Here is a 20,238-nt window from a genome sequence, read left to right as displayed (position 1 = left end):
TTTTGTTTTTTATACAATAGTCTCATCAAATGAAGGAGGTCAAGAAAATGAAACTCTTGAAATGGATGAAAGAACCCAAAATGATTAAAAAATCCAATAAGCAAACTGATTTGGAAAAGGCGGAATTTGGTCGCCAAGTCCTACAACAAACCCAAGAATTTTTCTTGATCTACTAGTAAAAGGAGAAAAGTATGTCATTGCTAGACGTTCAACACATCAAAAAAATCTACAAAACCCGCTTTCAAGGGACACAAGTCGAAGCCTTAAAGGATATTCACTTCACCGTGGAAAAAGGGGAATACGTCGCCATCATGGGAGAATCAGGATCCGGCAAATCGACCCTTCTCAATATCCTAGCCATGCTGGACCAGCCGACGGAAGGACGGGTCTACCTCAACGGCACTGATACTTCAACTATCAAGAACAAGGATGCGTCCAGCTTCCGTCGTGAAAAACTAGGCTTTGTCTTTCAAGACTTTAACCTGCTGGATACCTTGTCCGTCAAGGATAATATCCTCCTTCCTCTAGTCCTCTCTCGTAGATCCGTCAAGGAAATGATGAGCAAGGTCGATAGCGTGAGTCGAGAGTTGGGCATTCACCAACTGCTTGAAAAATATCCCTACGAGATTTCTGGTGGGCAAAAGCAACGGGTGGCTGTAGCACGGGCTATTATCACCTCGCCAGAAATTCTCCTTGCTGATGAGCCAACAGGGGCGCTGGATTCTAAGTCTTCGGCTGCTTTGCTTGACGTCTTTGAAGATATCAATAGCATGGGACAAACCATCCTCATGGTGACCCACTCAACCGCAGCGGCCGCTCGGGCCAAGCGCGTGCTCTTTATCAAGGACGGGATTCTTTACAACCAGATCTTCCGTGGGGAAAAGACAGAGCGTCAGATGTTCCAAGAAATCTCGGATACCTTGACGGTCATGGCAAGTGAGGTGGAGTAGATGTTTCGATTAACCACTAAATTAGCTTGCTCCAATCTTATCAAGAACCGCAAGCTCTATTATCCCTTTGCGATTGCGGTTATTCTCGCGGTGACCATTGCCTATCTATTTGACTCCCTGACCTTTAATCCCAATATTTCTAAGCTTCGAGGGGGATCTCCCATGCTCTTCACCCTTGGCTTGGGACTGTTCGTGGTCAATGTTGCGGGGGCTATCATCGTGCTCTATGCCAATAGCTTTGTCATGAAAAACCGCTCCAAGGAGCTGGGGATTTATAGCATGCTAGGCCTTGAAAAACGCCATCTCATTAGCATGATCTTCAAGGAGCTCTTGATTTTTGGCTTTGTAACTGTCTCAGTTGGTGTTTTGATTGGAGCCCTCTTTGACAAGCTGATCTTTGCCTTTCTCTTGAAACTGATGAAGATGAAGGTCCAGCTAGTATCTACCTTCCAACCTGGGATTGTCATCTTGGTCTTTGTCACCTTTGGTCTCATCTTTGCCCTCTTGGTTCTTCTCAACGCTTGGCGCATTCTCCGTTTGAATGCTCTGCAACTGACACGTGAGAAAGCGAGTGGTGAAAAGAAAGCTCGCTTCTTGTGGCCCCAAACCATCCTGGGCCTAGCCTCTCTCGGTTTTGGCTACTACCTAGCGCTATCAGTCAAAGACCCCATGTTTGCGATTGTAACCTTCTTTCTAGCAGTTGTCTTGGTTATGATTGGGACCTACTTACTCTTTAATGCTGGGATCACCGTCTTCTTGCACCTGCTTAAGAAAAAGAAGGGCTATTATTACCAACCCAACAACATGATTTCGGTCTCTAACCTCATCTATCGCATGAAGAAAAACGCAGTGGGCCTTGCGACCATAGCCATCCTCTCAACCATGGTATTGGTGACCATCTCCTCTGCAACCAACATCTATATCGGTGGTGAAATGATTAAGAAAATCATGAATCCACATGATTTCTCCATTCAAGGAAAAGGCGTGGATTTGGAGCTAATCAATCAAAAATTTGATGAATTTGCATCTGAGCACCAGCTTGAGATCAAAAATCGTGACCTGATGAACTATGCCACCTTTGGGGTCGAATCACAAAAGGGCACAGACTTCACGGTCTATCCTGATGATGAACACGATGTCAGACCGAGAACAGTCTTTCTGGTCTTTGATGCAGCTAGCTATAAGCAGATGACAGGAGAACACGTCGATCTGACCGGCAACCAAGTCATCCTCTTTGCCCACAATAAGGCTCTCACAGGGCAAAAGCAGTTTACCATCAATGGGCAAGACTTCCAAGTCAAGGAAGAAGTGACCAAGGATTTTATCACCGATCATGTTCCAAATATCTTCAATATGCTGACAGAGGATTTCAATTACCTGATCGTGCCTGACCTTTCAGCCTTTGTCGCTCAGTTTCCGAACCTTGCTGTCGTTACTCAAATCTATGGTGGTTTCAATGTCAATGTTGACGAAGACCAGCAACTCAAGCTGGCAGCTAGTTATGACAAGATGATCGATGAACTGAGTAGCCAACAGGGACAAGGAACTTTTGTCTATGGAGGCAATCGAGCATATAATGTGAGAGAAATGAATAGCCTCTTTGGTGGCATCTTCTTTATCGGTATTTTCTTGTCATTGATCTTTATGGTCGGAACAGTCATCGTTATCTACTACAAGCAAATTTCAGAAGGCTATGAAGACCGTGACCGCTTTGTTATCCTCCAACAGGTGGGACTTGATGAAGATGAAGTCAAACGGACCATCAACCGTCAAGTGCGGACCGTCTTCTTCCTTCCCCTTATCTTTGCCTTTGTCCACCTGGCCTTTGCCTACCATATGATCCGCCTTATTCTTAAAGTGCTCGGTGTCATCAATAGTAGCCAAGTCCTCATCGTGACCCTCAGTGTCTGTGCCGTCTTTCTCGTCACTTACCTGATCGTCTTTTGGATTACCTCTCGGAGCTATCGTAAGATTGTGCAGATATAAGGAAAAAGAAGAGAGTGGGACAGAAATCGGTAATTCGTTAGAATTCGATTTCGTCGTCCCACCTCCGCACAGTTGAGTAGGGCTGTAAAAGCTGATGAAATCAGCGTAGTAGAGCCCACTCAACCACTGCGTCTTGATCGACAATCCAAAAATAATTGAGAGGCTAGGACTTTTGTCCCAGCCTCTTTTTGTGCGAAAACCGACAGCGATTGTTTTTGCTTTTCAAAGGGATATACAAAAAAACCGAACCACTAGAGTTCGGTTTTTTATCGATTTCTTTTAGAGTGATGTTAGGAAAGTCAATCCTCCTAGGATGACACCTGCTGAATTCGGAATAATCAAAATCCAGTCTTTTTTAGGTTCCTTTGTCCAACCATAAATGACCCAGATCAAGCAAGAAATAGCAGCTGACAAGGGTTGGAAAGGTTGGGCCTTATGTCCCTGTAAATTGGCAATAATTTGTGGGATGTAGGCAATGAAAACGATAATCCCAATAAAGGCACCGATCGAGCCAACGATTTGGTTGATTTTTTGTTTGTTCATAAAATTTTACCTCTGTATATCAAAATAGCATAAGTAGGAAGATAATGCAATTAATTTGCATGCTACGCAAAATGAAAACGATCACATTTGCAAAAGAATTAGACAAAGTGTCAAAAAATGGCAACTAGAGAGAAAATCCACTCGAAAAGAAATCCATCTTCCTGCAAAATCACAAGATTGTGATACTTTACAGTTCGGTAACAGTTGAAAAAAGACTTGAATTTTAAGAGGGGAAGAGGTAGAATAGTGTGTACTTAAAAAATGAAAGGTACAATGAAAATGAATGAAAAACAAATGAAAATCCTTGGTTGGGTTGCGACCTTTATGTCTGTGATGATGTATGTCTCTTACTTCCCACAAATTATGGATAATCTCGCTGGTCACAAAGGAAACTTTATTCAACCTTTAGTTGCAGCCGTCAACTGTAGTCTTTGGGTCTACTACGGACTCTTTAAAAAAGAACGCGATATCCCACTTGCTGCAGCCAATGCTCCAGGGATCGTCTTTGGTTTGATCACTGCCATCACAGCTTTATAAGAAGAAACTAGCTCCCGCAAGGAAGCTAGTTTTTTAATACCTTACAGAAATGTAAGAAATCAGGGTAAAAATGAAAGGTTAGCTTATTGTAGATCTCTCTTCAAATCGTTACAATAGAGGTGTAAAAAGTTTTATGGATATCAATCATATAACTAGATGGAAATGGAGAATGAAAATGGCCTTATTAGATGTACAACATGTGAAAAAAATTTACAAAACCCGCTTCCAAGGAACGCAGGTCGAAGCCCTAAAAGATATCCACTTCACGGTTGAAAAAGGGGAATACGTCGCCATCATGGGGGAATCAGGGTCCGGGAAATCCACTCTCCTCAATATCCTAGCCATGCTGGACCAGCCGACGGAAGGACGGGTCTACCTCAACGGCACTGATACTTCAACTATCAAGAACAAGGATGCGTCCAGCTTCCGTCGTGAAAAACTAGGCTTTGTCTTTCAAGACTTTAACCTGCTGGATACCTTGTCCGTCAAGGATAATATCCTCCTTCCTCTAGTCCTCTCTCGTAGATCCGTCAAGGAAATGATGAGCAAGGTCGATAGCGTGAGTCGAGAGTTGGGCATTCACCAACTGCTTGAAAAATATCCCTACGAGATTTCTGGTGGGCAAAAGCAACGGGTGGCTGTAGCACGGGCTATTATCACCTCGCCAGAAATTCTCCTTGCTGATGAGCCAACAGGGGCGCTGGATTCTAAGTCTTCGGCTGCTTTGCTTGACGTCTTTGAAGATATCAATAGCATGGGACAAACCATCCTCATGGTGACCCACTCAACCGCAGCGGCCGCTCGGGCCAAGCGCGTGCTCTTTATCAAGGACGGGATTCTTTACAACCAGATCTTCCGTGGGGAAAAGACAGAGCGTCAGATGTTCCAAGAAATCTCGGATACCCTGACGGTCATGGCGGGAAAGGAGGATCGTGATGTTTAAATTAACAAGTAAATTAGCACTTTCCAACCTCAAACAAAATCGAAAGCTCTATTATCCCTTTGCCCTGGCTGTCATTTTAACGACCATGATCCTTTATAGTTTTATCGCCTTGTCATCGACCCCTCATTTAGAGGATTCTTACGGAGGTGAGGCGGCGAGAACTGTTCTTGGTTTTGGTAGTTTCGTCGTCCAGCTGGTCGTCATCATTTTAGTGGCTTATGCCAATGGCTATGTCATGAAAAATCGTTCCAAAGAACTGGGACTGTACAGTGTTCTGGGGATGGAGAAGAAGCATCTCCTCATCATGACCTTATGGGAATTGCTCTTCTTCTATGTTCTCACAGTTGGAGCAGGACTGGGCTTGGGGCTCTTGTTTGATCGCCTGATTTTTGCCTTGCTCCTAAAATGTATGGGGCTACCAGTCGTCATTCAATCAACCTTCCAGATAGGGGCTGTTCTTAACACTTTACTTGGGTTAGCCTTAGCTTTTGCCCTCATTCTCTTGCTGAATTCTTTCCGCCTCTTGCGCTACAGTTCCCTCCACCTCATGCAACAGAAAAAGGCAGGAGAGAAGAAGGGACGCTTCTTGCTGGTTCAAACTCTTTTAGGACTAGGGCTCTTAGGAATTGCGTTTTATATAGCGCTAACCGTTGAGCGTCCAGTTGCAGCGGTTCAAGGATTCTTTATTGCTGTCATTTTGGTCATTCTGGCGACTTATCTCTTATTCAACGCAGGCTCCATTACCTTCTTAAGATTTCTCAAAGGTCGGAAATCCTACTATTACAAGCCAGAGAATTTTATATCCGTCTCTAACTTAATAGCTCGGATGCGAAAAAATGCAGCGGGCCTTGCGACCATTAGTATTCTATCCACCATGGTCTTGGTAACCTTAACCGGGTCGCTCAATATCTTTATTGGAGGGCAGAACTACCTAGATACTGTTTACCCTTCTGATTACATGATTAGTGTGGGGCATATGCCTTCAGATGCTGAGACAGAACCAGTTATCAAGGATGTTCAAGCTCAAATTAAGAAAACAGCCGATGCGACAAATCTATCAGATTATCAGGTGGCACAGACAACATACTGGTCGGCTGAAATTCGAAAGATTGATGGAAGGAGCTTAGAGGTTTATGAACAAGCTGGTCAGGAGATGAAGACAGAGGGAACAGTCTACTTTTTTGATCAGGCGACTTACGAGCAACTGACGGGTCAAAAAGTTGAGCTTGGAGAAAATGAAATCTTAGCTTATGGGTATCAGTATCCAGGAAGATTAGACTCGCAGTTAGAAATCAATGGGAAGACCTTCACGATTAAACAAAAACTAGATTCCAATTTTATCCAAGGGAAGATCCCACAAAACGCCCTGTTTCAACACCAAATGGGCTTGTACCTTGTCCTCCCTGATTTGAACCAACTGGGTCTAAAAGTTGATAAGAATTTAGAATTCTCTATTAATGCCAAAAATAAAGACAACAAAGATTTTACTGGTGACGTGACCAAAGAGCTGTATTCGACAGACAAAATGAGTCAATATGGTGCGACTTATTTTGGTGGATATGAACGATACAGTATAGAGAAGGAGTGGCGTGAAACAGCAGGGACTCTCCTCTTTATTGGGATTTTCCTATCGGTCATCTTTCTATTAGCTACAGTACTCGTCATTTACTACAAACAGATTTCAGAGGGTCATGAGGATCGGGATAATTTTGTGATCTTGCAACAAGTCGGATTGGACCAAAAGCAAACCGGCACCACCATTCGCAAACAGATTCTCACTGTCTTTTTCCTTCCTCTATTCTTCTCCTTCCTTTACCTAGGAGTAGCCTACAAGATGATTGCAAAAATCGTTGCCATCTTAGGAGCGACCAATGCTGGATTGGTCCTTCAAACAACCTTAGTAATCTGCGCTGTCTTTTTCATCTCCTATGTCCTCGTCTTTCTTCTGACTTCTAGAAGTTATCGGAAGATTGTCGTGAGATAGCGTTTGAATCTATATAAGATTAGAAATGAAAAAGACGATAAGTAGACAAACTGTTTTTTTCATAGGACAAGCCAAGTGTTGCGGGAAGAATTATAATAATGTATGTTATTAAGCTTATTTAATAGATACCGAAACTTTCCGCCGTGAGAAAAGTGCTAGAAATAATAGTATTTCTAGCACTCGGGAGTTTTGGAACCTTAGGTCCAAAACTAAGTTATGGAACTTCGGAGAAGTTCGCTAACGTCCGTACTCACCTAAGGAAAGTTTCAAGGATAGGTTTTTTCTTAATCAAAAACACCGAGGATTTGATCCTCGGTGTTTTGACGTCAACCATTATTTCACGTGTTTTTCAAGTTCTTTTTGCGCTTTTTTATTGGATTTTTCTTTTTCTTTCAGCCAATTCTTATACGCTTTTTCGTAGTCGGCAGTTGTGACAACATCACTTTGTAATTCCATGTACTTGTAGTAGCTAGAACCATCTTTGATACCGATCAAGGAGAAGGCTCTTGTAAATGGTTTAATCTTCGTGATAGAAGGAACAGCACCTTTAGAGTAGACAGGAAGTGCAAAGGCATTGTCTGTCAACCAGGCTTGAGCAACAGCATATTTTTCGTAACGAGTATTGGTATCTAATTGTTCTGCATTGGCATCATCCAATAGTTGTTTATACTCGTTCAAACCAAGTTTTTCGATAAGGGCTTGGTCAGTTGCTGGATTGATCCCCATACCTGCTAAGGCTGAACCATCGACTGGATTGAAGATATCCAAGTAAGTTGATGGATCTTGGAAGTCAGGTCCCCAACCAGCGATATCCATATCAAAGTCTTTTTGATCAGGACTTTGAGCGAAGTAGGTTGCATTGTCCGCATCTTCCGTAGACAATTTCTGAACATCCACGACAACATTTTCTTTTCCTAATGTTTTTTCGATGGAGTCTTTCATTGAATCAGCTTGTTGCACAATGCTAGCAGAAGACTGGTCAACCACATAGTCGATGTGGATTGGGAATTGAACACCTTGCGCTTGGAGCTCTTCTTTGGCTTTAGCAAATTGTGCTTTAGCCTTGTCCGTATTGAACATGCTATCTTGCGCATCAGCTAGGCTGACATCCTTCCAATCATCTCCTGTTGCAGCAAGTTTTTCTTCAACAACAGTACCGAAGTCTTTGTTGTCTACTTGCACAAATGTTGGAGGTACAAGAAGCGTACGAAGGGTTTTGCTAGCCCCATCTTTCCCGTTTGATTGGGCACTTAGAGAAGTACGATCAAGGGCAAAGTTGATGGCTTGACGGAAGTTTTTGTTTTGAAGAGCTGTTTTGGTTTGGTTCTTCTGGTCGTCTGTTGTTTTCTCAGTATGACCGTAGTTTTGACGGTTTACATTGAAGTAAACATAGTAGACAGTCGCATCTTGCGGTGAATAAACGATATTGTCCTTGAATTTTTTCTCAATGGTACTGAAGGTTGAGCTCGTTGGGAAGAGACGCGCAGTGGTCAAGTTTCCATCAGAGAAGTTACGAGCTAGGTAGTCTTGGTCAGAACCATCGAAGTAGGTCAATTTGATATCATCGATCTTCACATTGTCTTTGTCGTAGTAGTTCTCGTTCTTGGTGAACTCCATCAACGATTTTGAAGTGAAGGATTTCAAGTAGTAAGGACCGTTGTAGAGGATTCCAGAAGGTTTGACGCTACCAAAGTCTTTACCTGCAGACTTGAGGAATTTTTCATTGACAGGCATCATGGTCGAAGTTGTCAATTTAGAATTCCAGAAAGACTCAGGTTGAGCCAAGGTGTATTGAAGGGTATGGTCGTCAACGGCTTTGACTCCAACTTTAGAGAAGTCCGTATTTTTACCAGTGACGTAGTCATCCAGACCGGCTACTGAGTTTTGAACCAAGTAGAGGGCATCTGACTTGTTGTCTGCTACGTATTTCAGAGAAGTGACGAAGTCCTGTGCAGTGACATCTGCATATTCGTTCCCTTCTGAGTCATACCATTTTGCATCTTTACGAAGTTTGTAAGTATAAGTCAATCCATCCTTAGAAACAGACCAATCTTCCGCTAGTGCAGGGACCAAGTTACCGTATTGGTCGTTTTCAAAAAGTCCATCTACTAAGTTGGTTGTGACATCACTTGTTGTTGAACGGTTTGAAAGGAGGTAGTTCAAAGAGTCTGGATCAGTGCTATACACGTATGAAAAAGTGTTCGTCTGAGAAGACTTTGCAGATGATCCACAAGAAGCAAGGAACAGGGCTGAAGCAACCGTGACACCTGCAAGGAAAGCTAGTTTAGATTTTTTCATCACTTATCTCCTTTAATAAAGATTTTGTATTATTATACACCTTTTCCGGTAAAAAGCAAATTATTTTTGAAATTAATTGTATATTTAGTCATAATGCTCGGATTTATCAAGTTTCATGCAGTATTTTTAACTATTATGCTTTACAAACTAGTTAAGGAGGAGTATACTAATAGTGAAAGGACTAGTATGTAAAACAAACTAGCTGAAAAGAGGCGGTATAGAAAGGGGGAGCAGGATGAAAGAGTCGCAATTGCTCAAGGGTGTCCTGGAAGGTTGTGTTTTAGAAATTATTTCAAAAAAATCTATTTATGGCTATGAATTGATCCAAAGTCTCAAGGAAACCGGCTTCGATAAGATCGTTGCGGGGACCGTTTATCCCTTGCTTCAGAAGCTAGAGAAGCAGGGAGTCATCGTAGGAGAGATGAGGCCCTCTCCGGATGGACCTGATCGCAAATATTTCTCTTTAACCAAAGAAGGAAGAGAGCGCCTAGAGGAATTTTGGAACCAGTGGCAGGATCTGGTCATTAAAGTAGAACGCGTGAAAAAGGAGGGGGAAGCATGATCGAAGATTATACAGAAAAAATGTCAGCTGAATTGTTGCACCTAAATAAGGACAATCAAGCCTATATGAAAAAAATGATAGCTTATATTGGAGTGAAGTCCTATTTTTATGATGATGAGCTACTGGGTGAGCAGCTCTACAATATGGTTTGCGATTTAAAAGTTGCTGAGAAAGAAGGCATTCGGGCAGTGGATTATTTTGGAAAGGATCCTCGAGCGATGGTGGATCAAATTCTTTCAGAATTACCTAGACGCTCTTTAGGATCTTATGCGGGACTAGTCTTCATACTTGGAGTGATCTTAGTTGGCATGCGTTATTTAATGGATTTTACCTGGATGATGCCACTGACAATACAACCCTTAACATATGTTGTCTTTCTACTCAATTTCTTGATATTCAGTCAGTTCATCCTGTGGCTTTGGTCTAAACAGAGCTATGGAGAAATGAAGTGGCCTCGGGCTATGTTTATAAGTGTGATCAGCCTGATGGTGATTCTGAACATCGTACGACTATTTTCGATCTATTTTGGCCAAATTGGGAGTCTCCTCTTATCAGATGGTTGGGCGATTTTTCTTGCTGTCTTAGTTCTACTTGGGTTTGCGGTTATGGCTTATAGAAGCAGAGATCGTCTGATGACGAGTCTACTAGTCATGGGGATGACTTTCCTTGTAACTGGATGCTGTGTTCGCTTTGTGAATCCAGGAACTGCTAATGTATTACGTTGGCTACTCCCTCTTATAGGACTCGTCCTGTTCCTCCTTGTATTTCGTCTCCAAAGAAAGGGGGAAGCAATATGACATCAGCTATTTATTATGAAGAAACGCAGGCTTTGGTTCAAACCTTTAACCAGGAGGACCAAGCTTACTTTCAAGATCTCTGGGATTATTTCAATTTTGCCGGCTTCTTATATGAGGAGAAAGCTTTAAGAGAGCAGGTCTATAATCTAGCGCTAGATTTTTCGCAAGCAAGCGGTGATGGATTGACAGCCAAGGACTATTTTGGACAGGATCCCAAGGGAATGGCAGACCAAATCATCGAGAATATGCCTAAAGAATCCACGCGATCTGTTCTAAAATATGCTGCAATCGTCTCGGGAATCGTGATTTTCTATCGCCTCTTAAGTGATTTTGCCTCGCAAGCAGTTCTGATTCTCAAGCCACTCGTCTATCTAACGGATAGTATTTTAGGTATTTTAGTCGTTGGGTTACTATTCTATCTCCTTCGTTGCCTCATTTTTGCAGAAGAGAAGTCAAAAAAAGCAATTTATGTAGCAGTCGTTTTCGTTCTAGGATTCTATTTCGCTAGTGAGATAGTGGGTGTCCGTTTCTTGCCAGCTTTTGCTTGGTTAACAGTGCCGAATCCATGGGATACCTTCCTCATTACAGGAGCTTGTGTAGGACTTATCCTGTGGCAGTGGAAAGAAGAGTTTGCTCGTGCCTTCATCTTTCCTATTCTGTCCTTCTTAGTAGTGGGATTCTTGCATCGCTGGACCTTGGCGCAAGGAATTCAGAATTCTACCATGACTATCATTCTGCCTACGGTAATCATTGTTATAGGATTGATGATTTACTATTGGTTCACGATTCGCGCCTTGAAAAAGAACAAGACAGAAAATGGTGAATAGAGTGAAAAGGGGGAGGACGCTCCCCTTTTCTGTTGGAAACCAACGAGCAAGCATGATTTTTGTTATAATGAAAGGGACTATAAATCAAAGGAGAAGAGCATGACATTTGAAGAAATCTTGCCGGGACTAAAGGCAAAAAAGAAATATGTCCGTACGGGTTGGGGCGGAGCAGAGAACTATGTCCAGCTTTTTGATACCATCGAGCAAAATGGAGTAGCTCTAGAAGTGACGCCTTATTTTCTCATCAATGTATCTGGTGAAGGCGAAGGTTTTTCCATGTGGAGTCCAACCCCTTGTGACGTCTTAGCGACAGATTGGGTGGAAGTTCATGACTAAACGGGTCTTGATCACGGGTGTGAGCTCCGGGATTGGTCTAGCTCAAGCTCGTTTGTTTTTAGAAAAGGGCTACCAGGTCTATGGGGTGGACCAGGGAGCTGATCCCCAGTTGCCAGGTGATTTTCACTTCTTGCAACGGGACTTGACCTTGGATTTGACGCCGATTTTTGACTGGTGTCCTGAGGTCGATGTCTTGTGCAATACGGCCGGAGTTTTGGATGACTACAAATCCCTTCTTGAGCAAAGCGCTCAGGAGATTCAGGAGATCTTTGAGATCAACTATGTGACTCCGGTAGAGCTGACAAGGCACTATCTGACACAAATGTTGGAGAAGAAGCAAGGGATCATCATCAATATGTGCTCGATTGCTTCTAGCCTAGCGGGAGGTGGCGGTCACGCTTATACCTCATCTAAACACGCCTTGGCAGGATTTACCAAGCAGCTAGCCCTGGACTACGCAGAAGCGGGGATTCAGGTCTTTGGCATTGCTCCAGGAGCCGTCAAAACAGGCATGACTGCAGCAGACTTTGAGCCTGGTGGGCTAGCAGACTGGGTGGCTAGCGAGACCCCTATTAAACGCTGGATAGAGCCAGTGGAAGTAGCAGAAGTCAGTCTCTTTTTGGCCAGTGGAAAGGCATCTGCCATGCAAGGGCAAATCCTGACGATTGATGGTGGCTGGAGTCTGAAATAGAGTTGAAGGAGACTGGGAAATCGAGTTGCAAAGAGCTAGCCGACTCACTCAGTCTTTTTTTAAAAATTTTTTAAAAAACTTTTCTCATTCATTTTGGATTCATCTTTCTTGGATAAAATAGAATCATCAAGAAGAACTTGATAAGAAAAAAAGAAAGTTGGAAATGAACATGAAAAAAACCATCAAACAAAAAGCCGTTGCAAGTTTCGCAATTCTCTCTCTATCAACTGCCGCTCTAGGATCTGTAGTAGCCTTTGCCAATACTGGAACAAGTAAAAAGACTACTTCTTCAACAGTGACTGCATCTGTCACCCTTGCACAAGCCCAAGAAAAAGCCCTGAAAGAAGCTAAGGATGGAAAAGTGATTGGTTACGAGCAAGAGGAAAAACATGGAAAAACAGTGTACGAAGTGACCATCTTGGATGGAAAAACTGAGAAAGAATACAAGATTGATGGTCAGTCTGGTGCTATCTTGAAATCAAAAACCAAGGATTTGAGTCAGGATCGCGAAGATCAGCAATTAATCGGAGCAAGTGTTCAGTTGGACTTGGCTAAGGTAGAGAGCCAGATGAAATCAAAATACCCGAATGCTAGTATCGAAAAAGTAGAGTTAGATGTAGAAGAAGGTAAACTTGTCTATAGCGTTAGCTTGCGAGAAGGCAATCAGGAAATTGAGTTAGAGTTAGATGCCAATACAGGTACCGTATTGGAAGAAGATGTGGACCTGGATAACGATTAACTAAAGTAAGATCTCGACTAGGCTTTTCCTAGCCGAGATTTTTTATAGAAGCATGGTATAATAAGGTAATAAATATGGAGTAAGTGGCTATGAAAGTATTAGTGATTGAAGACGAAGTGGACTTGAACCGTAGTCTGGTCAAATTGCTCAAAACCCAGCAGTATAGTGTTGATGCAGCCTATGATGGTCAGGAAGCCTTGGACTACATTCGTGTGTCCCAGTATGACGTGATTATTTCAGATATTATGATGCCCAAGCTGGATGGTTTGGGGGTATTGAGCTACTTGAGAAATCATCAGATTAAGACCCCAGTTCTGATGCTAACGGCTAAAGATAGCCTGGAAGATAAGGTAACAGGACTGGATGCTGGAGCAGACGACTACTTGGTCAAACCCTTTGAATTTGATGAATTACTGGCTCGGATTCGCGTCATGCTGAGACGAAATAATCGAGAAAACTTGACCAACCTGGTCCAATTTGGTGACTATTCCTTAGACCTGGCAAAAAAGACCATCCAACACAAGGGTGTTTTGGTTGACCTGACTTCCAAGGAGTATGAGTTACTAGAGTGTCTGGTGCGCCATCCCAATGTGGTTTTAAGTCGGGAACAGATTCGTGAGCATATTTGGGATTTTGATTATGTTGGAGAGTCTAATATCATTGATGTTTTAGTCAAGAATATCCGCAAAAAATTAGGTAATCCATCGATTATTCAGACAAAAAGGGGGATGGGCTATGTTTTCAAAAATGAAGAAATCCTCTAACTCTCCCTCAATCGTCTCTAAAGTGACGCTCTGGTATACTCTCTTTGTTTCCTTCCTCTTTGTCCTCATGTTTGGAGCTTCCTTTATCATCTCAGGGACTTGGTCGAGTTATAGCGCCCGTGGAGAACTAGAGCAGAAGACCATGGAAATGGCTGCTGATTTGGAAGAGTTTGAGTCTTTTGATGATGGGAATTATTTTGCGCTCTATAATCAAAATAGAGAGTTGGAGCAGGGGGCTCTGCCAAGTGGCTTTGATGCCAATGCGAGCCTGTCCTCAGGGACCTTATCGACCTACAGTACTTCTCAAGCGTCCTATTATTATCTCGATGTCTATAATGAGAGTGAGGGCAAGTGGGTCCGGGGTGTGCGTCTAGCTTCAGGCCTAGGAAAAGAGATGAGTCTCTTCTTGCTGTCCTTAGCCATTATAGCTCCTCTGTCCATCCTTGGGATGGCCTGGGGAGGACGTCGGATCCTCCGTAAGGCCTTCCTGCCGATCAGAGAGGTGACCCAAATGGCAGAGGAAATAACAGAGAGCGGAGACTACAGTAAGCGCGTGTCGACCGAGCATCAGAAGGATTATGTAGAAACGTCTCGTCTTACCAAGGTATTTAATAATTTGATTTCTTCTGTTCAGTCGACTTTTGAGAAAGAAAAGCAATTCAACCAGAATGTATCCCATGAGTTGCGAACCCCTCTGTCAGTCATCGTATCGGAAAGTGAGTTTGGCTCCAAATATGCAGACAACCTAGAGGAGACCAAGGAATCGTTGACGGTTATTCATCGACAGGCTAAATTAATGAAATCGATGACCGAGCAGATTTTGGAAATATCCAAGGCCCAACACCTGCAGTGGTCGGATTTAAAACCCATTTGTCTATCAACCCTGGTAGCAAATTATTGTCAGGGACAGGAGAGGAAGTGGGCAGAAAGTCCCATCGCCTTTGAAGTAAGCATTCAGCCGGACCTCTGGATTCAGGGGGATGCTGTCTTGGTTACTCGGATGCTGGACAATCTATTGAGTAACGCAGTGAAATTTACCAAGAGCAAGGTTGCCATCCGCTTGGAGGCTAGTTCAGATGGTGCTGTTCTCAAGGTAGCGGATGATGGGATTGGAATTGGTCCAGACCATCTGAGCAAGATTTGGGATCGCTTCTACCAGGTGGAGGATTCCCGGAATAAGGGCCTCAATAGTGGTATCGGACTGGGATTGTCCTTTATTAAGGACATTGCAGACCTCCATCGAGCAGAGGTGAAGATCATTTCTGAAGAAGGAAAAGGAAGTCTCTTTCGTGTGAACTTTCCACAGATCAAGGACAAGACTTCTGTCTAAGACGGTTGATTGAGCGATCAGTATGGGTTGAAAATGTAAAATAACAAAGTAAAATAATAAGGATAAAATGAGTCTAGTAAAACCGCTAGGCTCATTTTCTATTTTAGCTTTATGGAAAGGGAATCTTATGGTATGATAGCCTAAAAGGGACCTGTAATATGGAGGTCAAACTATGGAAAGAGAGACTCAAAAAGGAGAAGAGATGCTCGTATTGACAGACACAGATCCAGCTATTTCAAGAGAAGATCTTTTACAATTTGAGGAGTTTCTTGGAAAGAACTTGCCGGAAGCTATGAAGAATTTTTATCTCCAGTACAACGGTGGCCAGCCCCAAGTAAAGGGTGTCCACGATGACCGTCATCTCTTTCCTTTCAATTCCTTTGACTCACTTGAGGAGATAAGGAAGTCTCTTTCCTGGTTTGATGATGAGGCTGTGCCTGAGGGATTTAAGGCTACAGACCTTCTCTATTTTGCCTATGATCCTGGATCGGGCAACTATGCTCTTTCTTTAAGGGCAGAGGATTATGGCAAGGTGTACTTCTATGTTCTAGAAGAAAAAGTTGAGTTGTATGGTGAATGGCCATCTTTTGAGGATTTTTTGAATTCCTTTGTTGAAGAGTGAGACTAAAAAGGAGAAGAGATGCGGAAACACCAAGAACTTTCACTAGAGCAGATCATCGAGCAGGTGCGCGTGGACGAGTCTCCTTCAGATGATTTTTGCCTCTATGGCAAGGAGGATGGAGAACTAGCACTAGCTAGGTCCTATTGGGTATCAAATTATCCTGATGTTGTGGAAGACCGTGATGTCTACCCGACAGAAGTGGCGGAACAAAACCTTCAGCTAGTCTACTATGGAGAGCAGTTGATTGATGTTCTTTCGGTTGCACTTGAGGAAAAGCCAGATGCAAGTCACCAAGACTTGGTCGAGGCTTTGAATTATTATCATCAGCACGATAACTTTATGCCCTTTAATGATTAGCTAGGTTGATTAGAGAAATGGTATCTGATGACTGATAGCATAAGGAGAGAAAATGATGAGAGAATATAAATTTGATGTCCATAACGAGATGTTTGTATCGATTCCAGAGGAAAGAGAAAAGGTCTGCCTTGCTTTAAGTGATTCTTTAGAAGTTATCAATGAGGAGTTGACTCCGTCTTATAAAGCAAAACTCGATAATCTACTGGATCAATCATCAGTATGGTATCCAAAAGCTTTGGCAAAAATTCAGGAGGAATTTCCAGAACTAGCGCACGCTAGACTCCTATCCATTTTTATCTTGTCTGAACAGACGGACATAGGCCTGATTTTTGGTTTGGAATTTGGACTGATTGAGGACTCGAAGCATGGTAGAGGACTTAAATTCTCCCTCGATAGTTTTGAAATTTTAGAATATGGTATAGGCGAAGTAGCATACTACTAGGTGTAGTCGATAACAAGAGAAGCACTAGAAGATGGAGCAGGACATGGTTGGGAAAGAATGGCGTTTTTATTCATCAGAGGATGATAGGGATTGGGTGATTTTATCGAACAGTGATAGGGCTGAAACAAAAGAGGATATCTACTCTATCAATCAGAAAGAATCCGTTATGCGGATGTATCGAAGACCGGGTGACTTTGTCTCAGTTTCTTTGCTCTCTGCTTCTTATGAAATAGACGATGTAACAGGGAAACTTGGACAAGAGCGAGATTTCTATTTTAAAATGGAATGCCTGCAGGATGGATGGGCTAGTATCAGCTCTCAGGTCTATAAAAAAGAGGAAGCATTAACCTTAGCAAGCCTTTTTATAGGACTCCGAAAAGATGCGGCTATCAAGCTTTGGAAGTTAAAAAAATTGGGTGAAAAGAATCTAGGAGATCGGATAGAAAAATGACAGTCAATATCGATGAATTAGTGAAAGAGCACGGCTTTTCTGTGGTAACTTCAGAGGAGAAACCATTTCATCTTGATGAGATCCGTTTCAACCTTTTTGCCTATTTAGAGGATTATTCCAAAATGGGATTTTCTTTTGTCAAAGTAGCTAGGGATCTAGTAGAACTCAGGAGAAAGCTAGAGAGCTATAGGCTTTTTGGTCAGTGTTTTTTAGGTGCTTTTGTAATTGGAGAAGAGGAGCAGATCTTCTTACTTTGCAATCAAGAAGGAGGGGAAGTTTTTCAAGAATCGAGGATTTATGTCAACTCTTCCTTGCAAGCTTTTGTTTCCTCTTATTCGCTCTTTCTGTCAGCAGTCTTTCTTTTGAAAGCAAAGTTTTATGAAATTGAGCAAGATGAAGTCGAAGAAATTGCAGCAAACTTGATGGATCAAGTACTTGCCTTAGAAGCTCCCCTTGAACAAGAATTACCATTCTGGGAACACATGGTCTATTTGATAGAAGATGATGGAATTGTTCTAAGAGATGATCTCTTTCATATCCTGAACAAAGAACAGTAGGAATGGAATTAAATTACTTATGGAGAAAAAATTGCCCCAGATAAAGATTCGTGAGTGGAATGAAAAGCCAAGAACAAAACTTCGATTTATTAAAATTGGTGATATTTTTTGCTATCAATTTTTGGAGAAAACTTTTGTATTTGGTCAAATTCTTGGAAAAGTGAATGTTGGTCATGTCATCCAATTTTTCGATATCTTTCAAGCAAGTCCTACTATAACAGTTGAGGAGCTAAATCGTGCTCAATTTATAGGTAAGCCCATCATTGTAGATTCTTACACCTTGTTTGATCGAAGTCCAGTATGGTCTTGGCAGATAATTGCTCACCAAGCGGATTTTGATCCAATCCCTTTTAAGGATTTAGCCTTTAAGTGGGGAGATCCAAATGGTCTTCACTTTGGGAAGGTCTGGCTAGATGGTAGGCGCGAACCTAAGATTTTTTCTAGGGAAGAAGTTGACGATCTGGACTGGGAAGCCTGTGTCGGAAGTATAGTTTATAACAGAATATTGGAAGAAAAACTGGACAAGCAAATGAAATAAAGGAGTTTTAGATGGACTATGTAGATGAGTTAACTTCAGGACGTACGCCCTTGGTAAAAAAAGCTGCGAAAAAAATTTTAAAGGGCAGACTAAAAGGATATGGACCATTTTTACATCAAGCCTTGGAAGGCGAGATGGAAAAACCTAAATCATGGGAATCACAAATGTACTTACTCTACGCCATAGCCGCAACGGATTGTACAGAAGAAGTCCCCTATCTCAAGTCATTGCTGCTGAGAGATATTCCAACCCCTGTAACCTATCGCTCTCTAGCGGTAGCGATTGCTTATCTAGAAAATTTAGAAACAGAGAATTTGTCTTTTGTTTATGAGTCCTTGGAATCGAATAACTCATCTCAAGCTGCAGGTGCCTGTGCAGCGATATATCAGAGAAAGATTGTGCTGAAAGATGACGATTTTAACAAAATTATGTCTTATGTGACTCAGCCTAAATACCTTGAGCATATTGGTCAAGTCATAAATCCATTTTTATTTATTTTAGCTGCATCTTATTTATATCCAGAACAGAATCGCCAGAAAATTGTAGACTTTTCCCGTCAGTTCGATATATCTATCGTCAAGGATATAATCAATGACGTTACAAAAGGAAAGGACGGCAGGAGGGTCAGTCTATTCTAAAATCTCCTTAAAGAGCGAAACAATAACTCTTAAAAACAAGACTTTTATTCATTTTTAAAAAAGGAGTTCATATTGTGAAATGGTTTGAAAAAGCAGTGGGCAGGGAAAAGATTATTCATCTGTTTGATGGGGATTTGGAATTGAAGAATGTATTTCTTGATACTGTGTTATGTTACGATTACAAATTAGATCTTGTCTTTTATTTATTTGATTTGCCAACTAATTTCCCTGAAAAGTGGCAGAAAAGTGCATTTAATGCCATAAAAATTAATTTAGAGTTTTTTAATTTAGATGAAATCCATTTTTATTCCAAGGGGATTCATCAGGTGAATGGCCAACTGGAACTGCTTTTTTTAGAGAATAAGGTTGAATTCAATTTTAAAAACCAAAATGATGTGATGTTATCAGGATCTTCTGACCTTATTAGAATTGCTGAGATTGGTCCTGTGAAGATTGATACTTAAAGATGTATTCCTAGCTTATTTGCGGAGATTCTGGATGATCAAACAATCCTCCATTGCCAGGAGGAATACCGCGACTATGGGAAAAAGTGAAGGAAGAGCACAAGCATTAGACCTTGACCTAAGGCTAAACCTTTCTACAAGAAAAAAACTACGAGACCACGAATATGAAGTTACAATATTTTGAATTAGATAAGCCCTATATGGAAAATCAACAGAGGATTGAGGAGCTGATGGACTCAACTACTCTAACTTACGAGGAAGCTAGAATTAAGGACTATCGACAGAATTGGAAAGACCTACGAAGAGCGTTCATATATGAATCCAAATGTATGACCTCTATGGTAGAGCGCCTCTTCAAACCAGTTGTGACCAAGGATTGTTGGAAAATCATCGTAGAATGTGTAGATACGATTAGCAATCCAGCTATCATGAACCTACTTGGTGTCTATACTGTTCAGGTCTTATTTGATTTTTCTAGCTATAAAACCTTGAGTCCATTGGAACAGAAAAAGCTGCTCTTAGAGGCCTTGGTAAAAGGGGTAAAGCGCGTGTTTCAGGAGCTCTCCATTCCTTGCTCCTTGATAGAGGATGTAGTCAATGAAATAGAGAAAAACGATTACGAAAATAGCTGGGAGTGGAAAAGGAAGAAGATCCAATCCACGATCTATTCTATTCAAGTGGAGCATCAGCTTTATAAGGTGGATTTGTTTTGGAAGATAGAGCATAAGGACAAGAGCATCCGTCAGTTGATTCAATCCTGCCCTGCTCACGAGATGGACTATGGGGTTAAGCTTGGTAAACTGGAAGCAAAAGGGAACTTCCTATATCTGTTGGATAAACAGAATGAGATTGTGAGCAAAATTTCTGTTTCAGAATGATGGA

Annotated in this window: 25 protein-coding genes; 23 read left to right on the top strand and 2 right to left on the bottom strand. The window is 41.9% G+C overall.

All coding sequences use genetic code 11. The features are described from left to right. Positions 1-47: 47 nt before the first annotated feature. Genes D7D50_RS10350 through D7D50_RS10055 form a run of 3 tightly spaced genes read left to right on the top strand, consistent with a single transcriptional unit; the run spans position 48 to position 2,936 of the window. Entirely contained in the window at positions 48-176 is a 129-nt protein-coding gene (locus D7D50_RS10350; RefSeq protein WP_257573069.1) for a hypothetical protein, read from the top strand. 15 nt (positions 177-191) lie between these two features. Then, positions 192-950, top strand: coding sequence for an ABC transporter ATP-binding protein (locus D7D50_RS10060; protein ID WP_120702288.1), 759 nt, complete (start codon positions 192-194; stop codon positions 948-950). Continuing rightward, a complete protein-coding gene (locus D7D50_RS10055) occupies positions 951-2,936 on the top strand; it encodes an FtsX-like permease family protein (RefSeq protein ID WP_120702286.1) in 1,986 nt (661 codons plus the stop codon). A 279-nt stretch (positions 2,937-3,215) separates the two neighbouring features. Here D7D50_RS10055 and D7D50_RS10045 read toward each other — a convergent pair whose 3' ends face one another. After that, complete coding sequence (locus tag D7D50_RS10045; protein WP_003006096.1) at positions 3,216-3,479, bottom strand: SemiSWEET family transporter; 264 nt, start codon at positions 3,477-3,479, stop codon at positions 3,216-3,218. Between the two features lie 279 nt (positions 3,480-3,758). On the opposite strand from D7D50_RS10045, the gene D7D50_RS10040 reads away from it, so the two are divergent. From D7D50_RS10040 to D7D50_RS10030, 3 genes are all read left to right on the top strand, one after another. Further along, on the top strand, positions 3,759-4,016 hold the full coding sequence (locus tag D7D50_RS10040; RefSeq protein WP_120702380.1) for a SemiSWEET family transporter: 258 nt from the start codon (positions 3,759-3,761) through the stop codon (positions 4,014-4,016). 175 nt (positions 4,017-4,191) lie between these two features. After that, positions 4,192-4,959, top strand: a complete 768-nt coding sequence (locus tag D7D50_RS10035) for an ABC transporter ATP-binding protein (protein WP_120702284.1) — start codon at positions 4,192-4,194, stop codon at positions 4,957-4,959. Then, positions 4,952-6,943 carry an FtsX-like permease family protein gene (locus D7D50_RS10030; protein WP_120702282.1) on the top strand — a complete coding sequence of 664 codons (1,992 nt, stop codon included), beginning with the start codon at positions 4,952-4,954 and terminating at the stop codon, positions 6,941-6,943. Before D7D50_RS10035 ends, D7D50_RS10030 begins: the two co-directional genes overlap by 8 nt. Positions 6,944-7,276: 333 nt before the next feature. Here D7D50_RS10030 and D7D50_RS10025 read toward each other — a convergent pair whose 3' ends face one another. Next, positions 7,277-9,241: a peptide ABC transporter substrate-binding protein gene (locus D7D50_RS10025; RefSeq protein WP_120702280.1), complete on the bottom strand. Its 1,965-nt coding sequence runs from the start codon at positions 9,239-9,241 to the stop codon at positions 7,277-7,279. A 235-nt stretch (positions 9,242-9,476) separates the two neighbouring features. Here D7D50_RS10025 and D7D50_RS10020 point away from each other — a divergent pair, with 235 nt between their 5' ends. The 17 genes from D7D50_RS10020 to D7D50_RS09940 all read left to right on the top strand — a co-directional run bounded on the left by D7D50_RS10020 (position 9,477) and on the right by D7D50_RS09940 (position 20,234). Then, the gene (locus D7D50_RS10020) at positions 9,477-9,803 is read left to right on the top strand and encodes a PadR family transcriptional regulator (RefSeq protein ID WP_120702278.1); all 327 of its coding nucleotides are present in this window, start codon (positions 9,477-9,479) and stop codon (positions 9,801-9,803) included. Continuing rightward, the gene (locus D7D50_RS10015; RefSeq protein WP_120702270.1) at positions 9,800-10,600 is read left to right on the top strand and encodes a hypothetical protein; all 801 of its coding nucleotides are present in this window, start codon (positions 9,800-9,802) and stop codon (positions 10,598-10,600) included. The genes D7D50_RS10020 and D7D50_RS10015 overlap by 4 nt, the downstream gene beginning before the upstream one ends. Continuing rightward, a complete protein-coding gene (locus D7D50_RS10010) occupies positions 10,597-11,427 on the top strand; it encodes a hypothetical protein (RefSeq protein WP_120702268.1) in 831 nt (276 codons plus the stop codon). The genes D7D50_RS10015 and D7D50_RS10010 overlap by 4 nt, the downstream gene beginning before the upstream one ends. A 99-nt stretch (positions 11,428-11,526) precedes the next feature. Then, positions 11,527-11,763: a DUF2829 domain-containing protein gene (locus D7D50_RS10005; protein WP_000141913.1), complete on the top strand. Its 237-nt coding sequence runs from the start codon at positions 11,527-11,529 to the stop codon at positions 11,761-11,763. Further along, the gene (locus tag D7D50_RS10000) at positions 11,756-12,454 is read left to right on the top strand and encodes a 3-oxoacyl-ACP reductase (RefSeq protein ID WP_120702267.1); all 699 of its coding nucleotides are present in this window, start codon (positions 11,756-11,758) and stop codon (positions 12,452-12,454) included. The genes D7D50_RS10005 and D7D50_RS10000 overlap by 8 nt, the downstream gene beginning before the upstream one ends. A 163-nt stretch (positions 12,455-12,617) precedes the next feature. Further along, positions 12,618-13,193: a PepSY domain-containing protein gene (locus D7D50_RS09995; protein WP_227877748.1), complete on the top strand. Its 576-nt coding sequence runs from the start codon at positions 12,618-12,620 to the stop codon at positions 13,191-13,193. Positions 13,194-13,282: 89 nt separating this feature from the next. Next, on the top strand, positions 13,283-13,957 hold the full coding sequence (locus tag D7D50_RS09990; protein WP_120702265.1) for a response regulator transcription factor: 675 nt from the start codon (positions 13,283-13,285) through the stop codon (positions 13,955-13,957). Continuing rightward, positions 13,929-15,287: a sensor histidine kinase gene (locus tag D7D50_RS09985; RefSeq protein ID WP_120702263.1), complete on the top strand. Its 1,359-nt coding sequence runs from the start codon at positions 13,929-13,931 to the stop codon at positions 15,285-15,287. Before D7D50_RS09990 ends, D7D50_RS09985 begins: the two co-directional genes overlap by 29 nt. Before the next feature lie 172 nt (positions 15,288-15,459). Then, positions 15,460-15,909 carry an SMI1/KNR4 family protein gene (locus tag D7D50_RS09980; RefSeq protein ID WP_120702261.1) on the top strand — a complete coding sequence of 150 codons (450 nt, stop codon included), beginning with the start codon at positions 15,460-15,462 and terminating at the stop codon, positions 15,907-15,909. Between the two features lie 18 nt (positions 15,910-15,927). After that, complete coding sequence (locus tag D7D50_RS09975) at positions 15,928-16,266, top strand: DUF7716 domain-containing protein (RefSeq protein ID WP_120702259.1); 339 nt, start codon at positions 15,928-15,930, stop codon at positions 16,264-16,266. A gap of 52 nt (positions 16,267-16,318) precedes the next feature. After that, positions 16,319-16,708, top strand: coding sequence for a hypothetical protein (locus D7D50_RS09970; protein WP_227877747.1), 390 nt, complete (start codon positions 16,319-16,321; stop codon positions 16,706-16,708). A gap of 43 nt (positions 16,709-16,751) precedes the next feature. Beyond that, complete coding sequence (locus tag D7D50_RS09965; RefSeq protein ID WP_120702257.1) at positions 16,752-17,159, top strand: hypothetical protein; 408 nt, start codon at positions 16,752-16,754, stop codon at positions 17,157-17,159. Next, entirely contained in the window at positions 17,156-17,716 is a 561-nt protein-coding gene (locus D7D50_RS09960) for an immunity protein (protein WP_120702255.1), read from the top strand. The genes D7D50_RS09965 and D7D50_RS09960 overlap by 4 nt, the downstream gene beginning before the upstream one ends. A gap of 19 nt (positions 17,717-17,735) precedes the next feature. Beyond that, positions 17,736-18,254, top strand: a complete 519-nt coding sequence (locus D7D50_RS09955; RefSeq protein ID WP_227877746.1) for an Imm26 family immunity protein — start codon at positions 17,736-17,738, stop codon at positions 18,252-18,254. Positions 18,255-18,265: 11 nt separating this feature from the next. Further along, entirely contained in the window at positions 18,266-18,892 is a 627-nt protein-coding gene (locus tag D7D50_RS09950; RefSeq protein WP_023022557.1) for a hypothetical protein, read from the top strand. A gap of 74 nt (positions 18,893-18,966) precedes the next feature. After that, positions 18,967-19,356: an Imm50 family immunity protein gene (locus D7D50_RS09945; protein WP_023022559.1), complete on the top strand. Its 390-nt coding sequence runs from the start codon at positions 18,967-18,969 to the stop codon at positions 19,354-19,356. A gap of 329 nt (positions 19,357-19,685) precedes the next feature. Continuing rightward, on the top strand, positions 19,686-20,234 hold the full coding sequence (locus tag D7D50_RS09940) for a hypothetical protein (RefSeq protein WP_227877744.1): 549 nt from the start codon (positions 19,686-19,688) through the stop codon (positions 20,232-20,234). The last annotated feature ends 4 nt before the right edge of the window (positions 20,235-20,238 follow it).

This window comes from Streptococcus koreensis (genome assembly GCF_003627135.1).
Lineage (GTDB): Bacteria > Bacillota > Bacilli > Lactobacillales > Streptococcaceae > Streptococcus > Streptococcus ilei.
This window is presented reverse-complemented; position numbering and strand designations above follow the sequence as displayed.